Here is a 13715-nt window from a genome sequence, read left to right as displayed (position 1 = left end):
ACGGGGAGGAAGCCAGATGGCGGACATCGACCGCGGTGCAAAACTTGAGAAGCTTCAGAAGCTCTACGAAGCCTTCCAGAAGAAGGAGACCGAGGTCCGCGACCTGATCTCGCTTCTGGACGGTCAGGCCAACGACAGCCACGGCTTCTGGGCGGGCCCCGGCGCCAACCGGTTCCGTGACGAATGGCGTGACTTCAAGCCGCAGGTCAACAAGCTGGCTGACTCGCTGCACGACGCGTACAAGTCGGCCAAGAACAGCCACGACAGGATCGAACAGGCCACGAACGTCTGATTCTTGCGTGCGTGTGAGCCGGTGCGACCGTTGATCGGTCGCACCGGCTCCTCTTTGTGCCGGGTCAGTCGTCGAGAATCGCCTGGACCGGCGTCATCTGGCCGCTCTGGATGAGGAGTCCACGGCCCACGGGACCGCCGCCGTCGATGGAGAGACGTACGTTGAACAGCTCTCCGTCCGAGGCGCTCTGCGGGGCCAGGATCATGCCCTGGCGCGAACGCCTGGCCTCCACGACGAACCCCCGGTACTGGGAGCTCAGCGTGTCCGTGGCGCCGGCCACGACGATGCCGATGCCGCCGTCCCTGCCGCTCTGCGCGACCTCCTCCAGCGCGCGGTCCAGCGACGTGTCGTAGAGCATGTCGGCGTCGTCCGCCACCACGGCGTACTTTCCGCCCTCCGCGCCCTCGATCAACTCGGTCAGCTCACGCTCGGAGCTGTCCGCGTTGAGCACGCCGAGGACGCCCGGCTCACCCTCCAGATCGCGCAGGGGCGAGCGCCGGGGGGTGACGAGGACCAGCGGCACCTGGTTGGCCAGCAGGCTTCGCGCGGCGACCACCAGGGCCGTCGAGCGACCGGACTTGGGCGGCCCCGCGATGACGAAGCCGGGCCCCGACTCGTCCAGATCGACACCGATCGGCGTCAGTTCGTCGCCACCGACGCAGAGCAGCGTCCACAGCGGGGACGGCGGTGTGAACGTGGGGTCGAGCGCGCGGGCCTGGCTCGCGGTCACCCGCATCGGCAGTTCGTCCACCCGCAGCGGTCGGCGGTTGCGCGGCGGAACCGGATGACGGCTGCGCGCCTCCTCCGCGATCCTGCGCAGCGCGGCCACCTGCGCCTGACCGGAGGGGTCGGCATCGAGCAGCGCGATCTGACTCTCCTGCGCACCCGCGTCCGTGATCCGCAGCGCACGCCCGGCGGGCATCGTCTTCGGCACATCGCGGGCGGAGAGCCCTGCCAGCGAGTACTCATTGGCATCCGTGAGCCGCAGAATCAGCTTGTCGGCGAAGGACGGCGATACCTGGCCGCTGAACCCGCTCCGGTCCGCCGTCATGACGACCTTCAGGCCGACCGCGGCGCCTTCCCTGAAGATCTTGACGATCATCTCGACGAGACGGCCGTAGTCGATGCCTTCGAGAGCCGACGTGTAACCCTCCCAGCCGTCGAGAAGGAGCACCATCCAGGGCAGCCGGTCCTCCGGCGCGGCCGTGGCGCGCTGCTCCGTGGCGCTGGACAACCCCTCCATGGCCAGCATTTGCTGACGGCGTGAGACCTCGGCCGCCAGCCGGTCAAGCAGGCGGCGCACCCGGTCCGGCTGGTCCCGGGTGACCACGGCCCCGCAGTGCGGGAGGTTGGTCAGGGGCAGCAGGGCGTTGGCACCGCAGTCGATGCCGTACAGGTGCACGTCAGCGGGGGAGGTGCTGCTCGCCAGTGCGCCCGCGAGGGTGCGCAAGGCGGTCGAACGGCCGGAGCGGGGACCGCCCGCCAGCATGATGTGATCGCCGTGCACCAGGTCGAGAGCCAGTGGCGCGCGGCTCTGCCGGGCGGGGAGGTCGGTGAGGCCGATGTGGATCGGTGCGACCTCGTCGGCCGTCGGCGGCACGGGGTCCGGCAGATCGGCGACCGACAGCGAATCGGTCAGCGGCTCCAGCCAGGGGCTTCGCTGAGGCCCGAACCGCATCAGTTCCGCCCCTTCGCGGATGGCGCCGACGAGGACGCTGAGGTCGGTCACCAGCGTCCCGTCATCACCGTCCTCCGCGACGCGGGGGGCCGGTCGGCCGTACGAACCCCAGGACACGGGAGTCGCGACGGCCCGGGGGCGGTGGGAACCGACGCTGGGCCGGCGTCCGCCGATGCGCGCCGACTGCACGGCGACGAGCGACTGCGCGCCCGAGCGGACGTAGGCGCGTCCGGGCGTCGACTTCGCGATGGAACCGGCGTCGGGCGCGTCGATGACGTCCGAGGACTCGGATCCGTCCGTGACGCGCAGGGCGATACGGAGGTTGGTGTTGGCCCGGATGTCCGCGCTCACCACACCGGCGGGGCGCTGGGTGGCGAGGATGAGGTGGACCCCCAGGGAGCGGCCTCGCCGCGCGATGTCCACGAGGCCCGCGATGAAGTCCGGAAGCTCCGCGACGAGGGAGGCGAACTCGTCGATGACCAGCACGAGCCGGGGCATGGGCGCCAGTTCGGGCCGCACCTTCCTCGTGTCGTTGTAGTCCTCGATGTCCTTCGCGGCCGTGTCGAAGAGGATCTCCTCCCGCCGCTTGAGTTCGGCGGCGAGTGACGCGAGTGCCCGCTCCGTGAGGTGGGCGTCGAGGTCGCTGACCATGCCGACGGTGTGCGGCAGTTGCGCGCAGTCCAGGAACGCGCTGCCGCCCTTGTAGTCGATGAGGACGAAGTTGAGGGCGTCCGGACGGTTGGCGAGAGCCAGCGAGGTGATGATGGTCTGGAGCAACTCGGACTTACCGGCGCCGGTCGTACCGGCGATCAGCGCGTGCGGACCGTCCCTGCGGATGTCCAGCAGGAAGGCTCCGTCACCGGCGATGCCGATCGGTACTTCCGTGGTGGAGCCGCCCCGCTGCCAGATGCCGGCGACGTCGGCGCCCGTGGGGTCCGGCATGTCCAGGAGGGACAGCAGCCGCGCGGACGTGGGCAGCGCGGCGTCGGCGTCATCCAGGCTCACATCGCGTACGGGAGCGAGCGAACGGGCCACCAGTTCACACCAGCCGGGTGACACCTGGTCGGCGAGGACGTCTCCGACCGACTCGAGACCGCCACCCCCGATCCCGACGTGGTTCGGCCGGTCGGCGAGGCCACTGATCGCGGCCTTGCACTCCTCGGGCAGGAGCCGCTCGTCCTCGTCGATACAGATGGCGAAGATGCCGTGGCCGGGGCCTTCCTGGAGCAGTTGGGGAACACCGGGCATGCGCCGCAGCAGCCGGGCGCCGTCCAGGACGATCAGGGTGAAGGGGTCGGGGCGCAGGGTCTTGGACGCCCCGAAGTCCTTGGCGCCGGCCTTCCTGCGTTCCAGCTCGGTGAGGAGCTCGTGGACGCGGCGGCCCACGACCTCCGGTTCCGACCCGATCAACGAGATGCAGTCCTGGCCAAGCTGCGGGACCGTGTGCGGAAGCCAGTGGGCCCAGTCCCAGGCGGCCTGGGCGTCACCGGCCGATGACAGGACCACGAGAGACAGGTCCCGCGGACTGTGCAGCACCGTCGCCTGCGTGACCAGCCAGTGGGCCATGGCCAGGCTCATCCGCCGGTTGCCGGCCACACCGATGACGCCCAGCTCGGCCAGGGGGACCACGGCCGGGACGTCGGACACCACGGGGGGCTCCGGCGGATCGTCGAAGGCGCCGGTCTTGACGGCACGCATCTCGACGTCGACGGGCAGGTCCGCCATTCCGACGCGCAACTGAAGCACGTCGGGATCGACGAGTCTGCGCTCCCACAGGCGACGGCGCGGACCGGTGGCGAAGAGGAGCACCTGCGCCGGATCGGGATGCGCCTCACGCCGGGCCAGCTGGTCGGCCTTGGCCAACTCGACCAGCTTGACGTCGTATTCGACGAGCGCCTTCTTGTACTCCTTGACGGCCTTCTTGTGCCGCTTGCGCTCGTGCCGCGCCTCGCTCACCCAGTAGCCGATCATCATCAGCGGGCTCATGGCGCAGAAGAGCAGCGTGTAGATCTGCTTGGTCATGAAGTACATGCCCAGGCCGAAGACCGCCGGGATGAAGGAGGCGAGCAGCTGAAGGCGGGGGCCTTCTCCCTTGACCGGCTCGGCGGGCAGAACGAGGCGGGGCCGCTGCCGCAGCGGTGACAGCCGCGGCGGCCGGTTGTACGCGTAGCCACCGTCGTCCGTGGCCGCCAGGTGGGCGTCGGGTTCTTCCGCCTCGCGAAGGACGATCAGTGAGTCGCCGGCCTTGAGGAAGGCGCCGACAGGCCAGGCGCCATCCGATTCGACGGGCTCCTCATTGAGCGTCAGAGGTCCGGCTCCGGGCTGCGGATGGAGCGTCACGCTGCCGTCGACGTTGACGGAGAGCTTGGCGGCAAGCGGGGCAAGGGCCGAGTCGGCGACGGTGAGGGAGCAGGCCGGACCGGACCCGAGGGTCGCCACGCCGACCTGCACACGGGCGATCCGCCCGGCGTCGGGCCCCCCGCAGACCCGCAGCTCGAACCGGCCCGTCGGCTCTCCGGCCCGCATGAACGGCCCGATGGCCTCATCGGTGGTGACGCGCACGCCGTCGCGGAGGACGGATGAGGCGGGGGCCGAGGGGTCGCAGCGCCGTCCGTCGACCCAGAGGGAGGAGGCGGCGGTGGCCTGCGGGAAGGGGGACTTCGAAGCGGCGAAGCCTGCTCCGGCTGCGGCGGCGGACCGGATCGCGGAGGGCAGCCGCCCGACCGCGAGGTGGGGCGAGGAGGCCAGGCTCGCGCCGGCCAGACAACCCGCCACGTCACCGGCCGTAGCCCCTTCCTCCAGGGTGACCACGACGTCCTGCGGGGCTATGCCCTCCCGCACGACTGTCACCAGGACTCGCATCGTTGTCTTCCTTCCGACCCGCGTGGGGCGATCTCGAATCGCTGAGGTTTGCTACTGATCCGTCTGTTGATAGACCAGCACGGGAACGTCGGGCGCGAACGCGTCGACCGCTGCTAGGACCTTCTCGTGGTCAACACGCCAGAGATTAATCGGTCGACTGTCGAGGAGAAGGTCGTATTCCACATGTGGGGCGACTCGTGCGGCTGATTGCGGCGTCATATTTCTGTTTGGCCCAGCGAGTCGAGGAGCCCCCGGTCGCCGTCGGAGGCCGACGTGATTAATCCCTTGAGCAGACGTTTTCTGATGCCAGAAAACCACGGAACGAATATCTTCCCACGGGGCAAAGGCTGTTTGCTTGTAGTATTGAGCCGGGGCGCCGCCGAGCAGCACGCCTTCGCTGTCCACGCGGAGGGCCACCAGTTTCTTCCATCCTGCACCCGAGAGCAGTTGGAAAGGGGTGCGAAGGAAGTTCGCTTCGTATACTCGCGGATCACTGTCAGGCATGGGAATCCAATCGGTATGGTGCCGGGTGGGCGGTGCGTATCCACCGCCTACTTGTTATTGGATTTCTTTTTTGCCTCTTCCTCCTGGACGCGTTGAAGGATTTTTGTGCGCTGTCCCCGCGCGGCGTCGAGGGCGTCGTGCAGCTTCTTGCGCTTCCGCCCCCACTCTTCCCGGAAGTTGTCGGCCGCCGGTCCCTTCCACACGTCATGACCGGAGGTTGCGTCAACAGCATCCAGGGTCCGGTCGATCTCGTCGGCGAACCGCTTCAGGTTCACCAGGTCTCTTCTGCATTCTTCGACGCGGTCGCTCATGAGTGGTCCCCCTTTATGGTTTTCGAGACGTTACTGGGTCTGCATCGTAATCAGATGAGTGATCTCGGAATTGAGGGAACGTTCACTGATGGACCTTGCCTGCACACCGGTTGGCGCCTGAGGCTTGTCGACACGCACAGTCCACACGGCGTTCTCGGTCGCATACGTGGTCACCAGCGGCCCGGGTTCGTCTCCGAGTACGATCAACTGGCTCACCACCAAGGCGTTGTTGATCGCCTCGCCGAGTGGACCGTCCACCTGACCGCTTGTCATGGCCGTCGCGTCGAGCTGTCGCGTCTTGCTGTCCTTGTCCGCGACGCCGAACGGGTCGACCAGGACCTGCATCATCTTCGCGGCGTCCGCCGCCGAGTCGGCAAGGGTGAAGATGTGCATGCCTCCACCGGTGACCTGCTCGATGAGCATGAGCTCCGGGGAGTGCACATAGACGAATCCATGCACGCTTCCCCTGGACGTCTGCTGTTCAACGGCGAGGACGCTGTTCGCGGTTCGCCGTAGAACCAGAGCCAGGTCGACATCAGGGCTGATCCTCATGTCGACATCCGCTGTGCCTCCCTTCTCGAACTGCCCCTCGGACCGCATCAGAGCGTCGAGTTCAGGGATATTGGCGATCTCTATGGCGCCGCGGGAGGAGAGCGAGCGAATAGCGGTCGCGAGCACCCATTCGCGCTGTTCGGCCTCCAGGGTGGCCAAATGAGGTGTGGGCGCTACGACCTCGTCCAGTGCGCTCGGGTCCAATACGGCCAGCTCTTCGTCCGTAAGCTGGATCAGAGGCTGGGTCCCTCCTTCGGACAGGGCCTCTCCGAGGAACTCGCGGAATTTCTCCAGCTCGATCCCCAACTCAGGATGCGGCACTCGGTACTCCTAGCATTCTGTTCAACAGGCGAATGATGACGGTCGGGATTCTCGCAACATGACGACGTGCGGGTACTGCTCACCAGAAACCAAATTTTCTCACGGTACTGGGTACGAGATTCGTCACGGCATGTTTGGCGCCGTTCACGATTTCCTTACCCTTGTCCACTGAGTCCCCAGCCCACTTCTTCGTTGCGTTCCAGGCTTTCTTCGTGTTCCTCTTGATGGCTTCCCTGTTGTCGTAGGCGTAGGTTCCAAGGAAATAGGCCCCTGCCACGCCTAGGGCTACCCAACCGACTACGGGCACGGCAGCGGCAACGCTCGCACTCGCGCCGAGAGCGAGTGCAGTTCCTTGGCCCGCCATGACGGCGCCCGCACCGGCCAGCTCCAGGCCGCCCATTCCGCGATCGAATCCTCCCAGGACGCCCTTGTGGCTGGGGAGGATGAGCTGCTTCGTGCCATGAAGGGCAGCCAAGGGGAGGCTTACCCGGTCCAGGATGCTGAGCCCTGGTGCCTGGTTGAGCAGCGTTGCGGGGAGAGGGATCTTCAGTTTCGTCGTGATGAATGTCCGGGCCACTTGCTGCCACTTCCATGGCTGCTGGTACAGACCCTCGATGCGCTTGAGCTTGAGAACCTCTCGAATATACTCGATATTCTTCAGTTTCAGTCGATCGCCCGTTACACCGAAGTACTTGTTCAAATCGAGAACAGCTTTTGCGGCTTGGACGTTCTTTCCCTGCTGCCATCGCTGGAAGAGCTGTAGCGAGGCTTCAATGCCGGATGCGATTTTGGTGAGCTTGAGGGGAGCGGTGACGTGCGCCTTCAGCTCATTGAGTTCGTCGACGTACTCGCCGACTTCCCCCTTCTTGTCCTTCACGCTCTGCCAGGTGTCAAGGACTCCGGTCATGCCGATGAGCATGAGCTCGGCCTTGGGATCGGAATCCAGGATGCCGATACGTCGCCGGATGTCCTTCGCCTGGTCCTGCGACCAAGTGGATTGTGTCGGGAACTTCCCGAGGTCCCCTTGATCCCCGTCCCACTTGGCGAGGATGCCGGAGACGAGAGGGCCCTGGATGGAGAGGGCGCCACCCGCGACATCAAGCGCGGCTGCGAGTTTGCGCGCCTTCTCCTTCTTCATTCCTCGGAATTCGTCCGCCATATGATTCCCCCGTTGCAAGCGATTGCCGTACTGGTGTGCTCAGATCCCGCCCGGGACAGCTCGCCGCCGTCACCGGCTCTGGCCGTCAGACTACGTATACAAGGTTGACGCTATCGACGAGGCTCTTGGTTCGCCAGTGCGAAGCGGCCTGCTGGATAGGGCATTTGCTTCGATAGATCGACGAACCGGATGTATGGATCGTCACGTCCAGCTCAAGCCCGCCCCCTCCGGCCGGCAGGGCGGTGGTGAGAAGCTCTGGGGCGACCTGAACCCATGCGGACGGCGAGGCGATAGGAACAGATATGCAGAGTCGGACCTTCGAGCTTCACCACAGGCACTCCACCGGGCATGTGCACCCCGGAGACCGCATCTCCTTCTGGGGCGGCGAGGTGGGCGGCCTGGGCATCGTGGAGCTTGTCCTCCCCGCACTGGAGGTCGTTCCCGTCCGCGACCGCGGAACCCACATCGGCGCGATGGTCACGGGTGAGAGCATCCCGCCGTCGACGTTCAAGGGCTGGCCCTACTCCGGCAGACCGCGACTCGCCGAAGGCGAACTGACTGTCGCTGGGCAGCAGGCCGCCTTCTCGCGAAGCTCTTGGAGGGCGAGTAAGGGGGAACGCGCGCTTCGCATCAGGGCCGTTGGGCGCGAGTACACCTACCGGGAGGGCCAGAGCAAACTGCATCACGCGCTGGCGCGCAACGGCGCGGCCGTCATGACGCAGCGGTCCGGATGGCGAGAGCCGAGGGTCATCTCCGGGCGCACGGACGGTGCGGTCGACTCGGTGGACATGAGCCTCGCCATCCTGTTCGCGGGCGTCTACACGCGCGATCTCTCACTTCGCGGGGCGCTGCTGTCGGCTCCCGGCAGGTTCATGGACCGACTGAGCTGAGCGATCACCGATCACCGGTCGACGAGGAACACGAGGGCGCAAGGAGGCGGGGAAGCTGCCTGCGGGCTAGGGCTTCTTGGCGTCCTTGACCGTCTTGTCGCACTCGCGAGCTTCCTTGCGGAGTTCCTCCGCCACGGTGTGGCATTTCGTCTGCCACTTCTTCAGCTCGCCACGCGTGTGATCCGCGTGCGGGCCCGCCCACTTCTTCATGGTGACGGTGGCGTACTTGTGGGGAGAGTCCGCGAGACCGTCGATGTGGTCCGCCAGGCCTCGAAGTTGAGTAGCCCGCTTGCTGAGCGCTTGCAGCTCGGGGTCCGCCACGTCCGCTGTCCCTCCGTCTCGCCGGTGCCGCACGACGTCCTACGGGTACGGCCGGTGATATGAGCGTACTCAGAGACGTGGGCCCGGTCATTCCGTGGGGGTTTCGTTCGCGCGGGGGTTGAGGATTCTGTTCAAGGCGTGGGATGCCGCCCCGGATGTAGTCAACTCGACGGTGTCCACTTCCTCGAACAGGATGGAAAGTGCGATCGCGACGGGGTCTGCGTCACCGGTGACGATGCCGACCGTGCTCATGCCCTTTCCAGTGCTGTTCTTCCTGCGGGTGAGGGAGACGACGGTGCCGGGGCCGTGCAGGACGGCGCCCTTGTCGAACCCCGTCACCGTGTACTCGTAGGACTGGTCCTGGTGCCTGAGCTGTAGCGCCCGCGAGGCGTTGCTGATCCCTCGGCCGTTGAATCCGAGCTGGACCGCTTGGCCGTCGACGGCCAGGGTGGCGTTCCGCAGCGTGGGTCGCCCTGGCCCGATCGTCCGGTATACGACCCCCGGCACTCGCTCACCTTGCAGGCGTACTTCGAGCTGTCGGCTTGCCGTCCTGATGGACCGCTTCCTGTACTCAGCCTCGACGGTGACGTTGCCGAGCGCACCCACGACACCCTGGCGTCCGCGCCTCGACTTCTGGAACAGGGGGCTGAGCTCGAACTCGAATTCCGTCATGACTCCCTCCGGCGGCCTCACATGTGGAACATCTCTTCCTTGTCCGGGAGCAAGTCCGTGATCTTCTCCCAGATCTTCCCGGTCCGCGTGCGTACGAGGACCAGTTCGCTGTCGGGTCCGACCTGGCCCTCCGCGATGGGCTCCTCGGGCTTCTCCCTGACCCAGTAGCCGCGCGGGCCGCAGTCCCATACAGCCAGGGCTCGGACCATGCCCGCCCGCTCTCCCTCGTGCTTGCCGTCCCAGGCGGTGGTGATGCGCCACATCGCGTTCATGGCCAGGACCAGCTCGGTGAGTTCGGTCAGCTCCGGTTCCTCGGGCGTGCCTGCCTCGGTCAGAGCCTTGCGGACGAGTTCCCTGGTCGTGGTCTCGTCGCCCTGGCCCTGGTCGAGTGCGGAGAGAGCCGCGTCGAGCGCACCCATGGTCGTCCCGATACGGGCGACCTCCGAGTCCGCCTCGTCGTCGGCCTGCAAGTTGACGGTGCGAGCCAGCTCCCAGACCAGACTGTGCGGGGCGATCGGGGTGTACTCCGACTCCTCCTCGCCGGGCCAGGCCGAATGCGCGATCATGGCGTCCTGGCCGACGATGACGCCGTGGTTGAGCGTTCCGTGCTCACCGGTGACCTCCACGGTCACCAGCAGCAGCGGGGCGGCCAGAGCGCCGAGGAGGTCCCGGAGGACCGGCGCCAGCTCACCCTCCTCGCCGACCAGGCCGATCTGCATGAGGTCGCCCAGCGAGGGCCAGAGCTCGTCGGGCGGGTTCTCACCGTCCAGGAGGTGGGCGAGCACGGCGATGTGGCGATCGGCCAGCCGGAACCGCGCCCGCGAGCTGTCGTAGGAAGGCATGGAAGGTGAATACCTCAGTCTTTCGTGGCGACGGGGCCGACGGGGGCCACCGGAACGAACTCCGCCGGTACGCCGGTACGGCGGTACGGCGGTGCGGCGGTACCTGGTCGGCGCCGCGCAGTGGCGACTGATCTGGTCAGTCGTGTGCCTGACCTGCTCGGCCGTGAGGCTGACTCGTTCAGTCCTGGGGCTCACAAGCGCAGCGCCGTAGCCACCGTATGGCACGTCGAATCCGGGGCCTCAGGGAGCAGCAGCGTTGCCTGCTCAACGGTTGATGGACTGGATCTCCTCCACCTTCACCGGCTGGTCGTTGCCGTACTCGCCGTTCGGCAGCGTGCCCTGCGCTCCGCCCGTGCCCTCCCAGGTGATTTCCCAGGTCGCGGTGGCCTGGAGGTCGTATGTGCCCTGGCCCGATGAGCGCTCGTAGACGACTCCGCACGCCGGCGTCCGGCCGGCCTTGCCCTTCGCGTACGGTTCGCCGATCGAACCGTCGTCGTTGATCTCGCACGTGCCGGAAGCGGGCAGCAGCTTGGCGTCGTCGGTGCCCGGTTTGATCGTGAGCGATACGGGCTTCGCGGTCGTGGTCGCCTCGATGTGCAGCCCCGGAGCGTCCAGGGAGGCCGTGACGGACACGGGCTTGAACTCCCCCTTGTCGAGCCAGGCCCAGGTGGGGAGGTTCACCTTGGAGGCGCCTTCGGGGGCGAGGCTGACCTTGGTGCCGGGGACGGTGATCTGGTTGTAGGCGAGGCCCGCGAGGATCTCGGGGCTGATGACGTTCGGGACGTCAGGGGTCTCGCCGTTCTCGACCCAGAAAGCGGGCTTGTTGCACTCCTGCTGTTCCTCGAGTGTGGCGTCGGGACTGAACTGGGCGTCCCACCACATCCCGTCCTTTTCCTTGTCTATGTTGTAGTCGTCCTCGGCGTATTTCCGGTTCTCGTCCGACATGTCCTTCAGTGCGTCGCCCGGGGCGTCGGGGTCGTGCCGGGCGGTGAAGTACATCCGGTTGCGGAAGTCGCGGAACTCGGTGGCCTTCCATTCCGGTGCGTACCAGCACGGCGGCGGCTTCCAGTTGGGGTCGACGGACGTGATGGTGCCGGCGCCCGCCCCGCCCTTCCCCGACGACGTGTAGCTGACCTTCGCCACGGCGCCGATGGCGTTGCCCTTCTTCGTGGCCGACGTACTGCTGTCGCTGATCCCGGGGTCCTCACCGGCCGACGCCGGGCTCACGGACGCGAACAGCAGAGCCGTGCCGACGCCCAACAGGACGGATGTCCGACGCGTCGTCGCCGCTACTCGTGTGGTCACCGGCATTCCTGCGCCTTCTCCTTCACCTGGACCTTCTGGGCCCGCCAAAGACCCTCAGCGTTCTTCGAGGGCTTCATGAGTACTTGCCAGGAGTAGTAGTCGCTCAGGCTCGGTTCCGTGTGGTGGACCTTCTCGGTCTTCACTTCCTTGCTGTAGAGCTTCGTGCTGTCGGAACAGAAGCTGACGACGGCCGACTCCTTGTTCTCCGCCGACGTCACCTTGGTCCGCGAGAACCGCATCGTTCCGCTGATCGTCAGGCCCCTGTCGACCCGCTGCTCGATCTGGTCCTTCGCGTACACCTGAGCCTGGCTCTTGAACTCCGAGTAGAACTTGTACGCCGCGTCGTTCACGTCCTGCTCGACGATCCCGTACCGGATGGCCCGTACGAAGTTCTGCGCGTCACCCATGGCGGCGGCCTGATCCGGGTCGGACACGTTGGCATCGGCGAAGGCGAGGTCGACGTCCGAGGGGAACGTCATCTTGGGGCGGTCGATGCCGTCGGGGGCCTTGCTCTTCTCGCCTGCCGGTGACGCGCTCTTCTTGCCGCCCTCGTCGGCGCCCGCGATCTTGTCCTTCTCCGAGCCGCCGTCGTCACCTCCGCACGCCGTGAGCAAGAGGGTGGCGGCGACCGTGAGCGAGACGGCTACGGGCCGGATGTACCTGCGGTTCACGTGTGACTCCCGGTGGGACGACGGTTCCTCAAGCCATCAGAAGGTACTGAAGCGCGCAATGCGTTCGCCAGGGACATGTCCGGCGAGTGGTGAACGCCTCGCCGGATCTACGTCGCTGGTGCCCCGATGCGGAGGAGTCGGTAGAGAGTCGCCGCAGGCGGGAACCGGCCATGCCTGCCGTGGCGTCGTCCTGGGGGCCGGCGGGTCATGGTGCGGCTGTTGCGGGGGCGGCATGTGAACCCCACCGCCCCGCCCTGCCAAGCCCGTTGCAAGGCGCCGCCATGTTCCCGTACTCGGTCAATGCGTTCGCGTACGCACATAAATGTCCGTCACCGTGGCCCGGCCGAGAGGGGGGAACGGTGGCGGAACCGAGGGGTGTGGATTGCGCGTGGATAACGATGGGGCGCAGGGGCTTCGCGATTTTTGACGCGCCTTGAGGGGCTTATGTGCTGCTGATACGGTGCGATGGCTTGACACTGCGCCTGTGGCTGATTAGGCGGGAAACTGTCGCTGATGGGCCGGGGGCTGGGCGGGGCGAACGAGTCGCGCGTGTCACGAATGACGAAAATTGACCGAATCTTCTTGGGTGTGCGGGGAGCAGTTGCGTGAAGATCCAGGAGCGTATGGGGGCGGGCAGCAACCGTTCCGCCGCGCCGGCTCAGCCAGGCGTCGGTGAGCGCCTTCCCTCACCGCCTCGCGAGCGCAAACCGGCACTGGCCGCACTGGCCGTCCTGCTGATCCTGGTGGGCGCCCTCGGCGCCACCGTGCTCGTGCTGCGCGCGGGTGACCGCATCGAGGTCGTCAAGGTGACGAAGGAGATCCCCGCCGGGGAGGCCGTCACCGACGACAACCACACGACCGTGATGGTCAACGACGACAGCTCCGCCCACTTCATCAAGAAGGACCAGCTCGGCCAGCTCAAGACCCTCAAAGCCAAGAGCACCATCTACCCGGGCACCGTCGTCGTCGGCGAGATGTTCGGCGCCAAGGCCTCGCTGCCCGCGGGCAAGGCCTCCGTCGGGCTCTCCCTCAAGGAGGGGCAGTACCCCTCCGACGTGAAGTCCGGTGACACCGTCGCCGCCTACCCCGTCGTCTCGGGCACCTCCTCCGGCAAGGGCTCCACCGGCAGCGGCGGCAGCTCCACGGGCGGTACGCCGCTCGTCGCCGCGGCCAAGGTGAGCACGGTCGCCGCCGACAGCGACGCCACTGTCAGCACCGGCAACCAGAACGTCACCCTGCTCGTCCCGCAGGAGGATGTCGCGGGCCTGGCCAGCGCGGCCTCCGAGGGCAAGGTCGTCATCGTCCGCGTCCCGTCCAACGGCAACTAGAGGCGAG

13 protein-coding genes are annotated in these 13715 nt (G+C 66.8%); 3 read left to right on the top strand and 10 right to left on the bottom strand.

What is annotated here, in order from left to right:
- Positions 1–16 precede the first annotated feature (16 nt).
- Positions 17–292, top strand: coding sequence for a WXG100 family type VII secretion target (locus ACZ6JY_RS29695; RefSeq protein ID WP_469200648.1), 276 nt, complete (start codon positions 17–19; stop codon positions 290–292).
- A 64-nt stretch (positions 293–356) separates the two neighbouring features.
- On the opposite strand, the gene ACZ6JY_RS29690 is transcribed toward ACZ6JY_RS29695, so the two are convergent.
- From ACZ6JY_RS29690 to ACZ6JY_RS29670, 5 genes are all read right to left on the bottom strand, one after another.
- The gene (locus tag ACZ6JY_RS29690; protein ID WP_469200646.1) at positions 357–4832 is read right to left on the bottom strand and encodes an FtsK/SpoIIIE domain-containing protein; all 4476 of its coding nucleotides are present in this window, start codon (positions 4830–4832) and stop codon (positions 357–359) included.
- A 51-nt stretch (positions 4833–4883) separates the two neighbouring features.
- The gene (locus tag ACZ6JY_RS29685; RefSeq protein WP_469200644.1) at positions 4884–5336 is read right to left on the bottom strand and encodes a hypothetical protein; all 453 of its coding nucleotides are present in this window, start codon (positions 5334–5336) and stop codon (positions 4884–4886) included.
- Between the two features lie 47 nt (positions 5337–5383).
- Entirely contained in the window at positions 5384–5647 is a 264-nt protein-coding gene (locus ACZ6JY_RS29680) for a hypothetical protein (RefSeq protein ID WP_469200642.1), read from the bottom strand.
- 30 nt (positions 5648–5677) lie between these two features.
- Entirely contained in the window at positions 5678–6520 is an 843-nt protein-coding gene (locus tag ACZ6JY_RS29675) for a hypothetical protein (RefSeq protein WP_469200640.1), read from the bottom strand.
- Positions 6521–6599: 79 nt separating this feature from the next.
- Positions 6600–7658: a hypothetical protein gene (locus ACZ6JY_RS29670; protein ID WP_469200638.1), complete on the bottom strand. Its 1059-nt coding sequence runs from the start codon at positions 7656–7658 to the stop codon at positions 6600–6602.
- A 323-nt stretch (positions 7659–7981) separates the two neighbouring features.
- On the opposite strand from ACZ6JY_RS29670, the gene ACZ6JY_RS29665 reads away from it, so the two are divergent.
- A complete protein-coding gene (locus tag ACZ6JY_RS29665; RefSeq protein WP_469200636.1) occupies positions 7982–8569 on the top strand; it encodes a hypothetical protein in 588 nt (195 codons plus the stop codon).
- A 66-nt stretch (positions 8570–8635) separates the two neighbouring features.
- Here the strand turns inward: ACZ6JY_RS29665 and ACZ6JY_RS29660 are convergent, their stop codons facing one another.
- The 5 genes from ACZ6JY_RS29660 to ACZ6JY_RS29640 form a co-directional block, all read right to left on the bottom strand.
- Positions 8636–8890 carry a hypothetical protein gene (locus ACZ6JY_RS29660; protein ID WP_469200634.1) on the bottom strand — a complete coding sequence of 85 codons (255 nt, stop codon included), beginning with the start codon at positions 8888–8890 and terminating at the stop codon, positions 8636–8638.
- Positions 8891–8977: 87 nt separating this feature from the next.
- Positions 8978–9562, bottom strand: coding sequence for a hypothetical protein (locus ACZ6JY_RS29655; protein WP_469200632.1), 585 nt, complete (start codon positions 9560–9562; stop codon positions 8978–8980).
- A 17-nt stretch (positions 9563–9579) separates the two neighbouring features.
- Positions 9580–10404 carry a hypothetical protein gene (locus ACZ6JY_RS29650; RefSeq protein ID WP_469200630.1) on the bottom strand — a complete coding sequence of 275 codons (825 nt, stop codon included), beginning with the start codon at positions 10402–10404 and terminating at the stop codon, positions 9580–9582.
- Positions 10405–10668: 264 nt separating this feature from the next.
- Positions 10669–11709, bottom strand: coding sequence for a hypothetical protein (locus tag ACZ6JY_RS29645; protein WP_469200628.1), 1041 nt, complete (start codon positions 11707–11709; stop codon positions 10669–10671).
- A complete protein-coding gene (locus ACZ6JY_RS29640) occupies positions 11706–12380 on the bottom strand; it encodes a hypothetical protein (protein ID WP_469200626.1) in 675 nt (224 codons plus the stop codon). The genes ACZ6JY_RS29645 and ACZ6JY_RS29640 overlap by 4 nt, the downstream gene beginning before the upstream one ends.
- A 605-nt stretch (positions 12381–12985) precedes the next feature.
- Here ACZ6JY_RS29640 and ACZ6JY_RS29635 point away from each other — a divergent pair.
- A complete protein-coding gene (locus tag ACZ6JY_RS29635; RefSeq protein ID WP_469200624.1) occupies positions 12986–13708 on the top strand; it encodes a CpaB family protein in 723 nt (240 codons plus the stop codon).
- The last annotated feature ends 7 nt before the right edge of the window (positions 13709–13715 follow it).

Source organism: Streptomyces sp. NPDC046335 (assembly GCF_055587985.1).
This window is presented reverse-complemented; position numbering and strand designations above follow the sequence as displayed.

Excerpts from the sequence above, each read along its gene's own strand:
- ACZ6JY_RS29695 (WP_469200648.1), top strand. The coding sequence starts at position 17 with ATGGCGGACATCGACCGCGGTGCAAAACTTGAGAAGCTTCAGAAGCTC.
- ACZ6JY_RS29685 (WP_469200644.1), bottom strand. The coding sequence starts at position 5,336 with ATGCCTGACAGTGATCCGCGAGTATACGAAGCGAACTTCCTTCGCACC.
- ACZ6JY_RS29690 (WP_469200646.1), bottom strand. The coding sequence starts at position 4,832 with ATGCGAGTCCTGGTGACAGTCGTGCGGGAGGGCATAGCCCCGCAGGAC.
- ACZ6JY_RS29665 (WP_469200636.1), top strand. The coding sequence starts at position 7,982 with ATGCAGAGTCGGACCTTCGAGCTTCACCACAGGCACTCCACCGGGCAT.
- ACZ6JY_RS29650 (WP_469200630.1), bottom strand. The coding sequence starts at position 10,404 with ATGCCTTCCTACGACAGCTCGCGGGCGCGGTTCCGGCTGGCCGATCGC.
- ACZ6JY_RS29655 (WP_469200632.1), bottom strand. The coding sequence starts at position 9,562 with ATGACGGAATTCGAGTTCGAGCTCAGCCCCCTGTTCCAGAAGTCGAGG.
- ACZ6JY_RS29680 (WP_469200642.1), bottom strand. The coding sequence starts at position 5,647 with ATGAGCGACCGCGTCGAAGAATGCAGAAGAGACCTGGTGAACCTGAAG.
- ACZ6JY_RS29670 (WP_469200638.1), bottom strand. The coding sequence starts at position 7,658 with ATGAAGAAGGAGAAGGCGCGCAAACTCGCAGCCGCGCTTGATGTCGCG.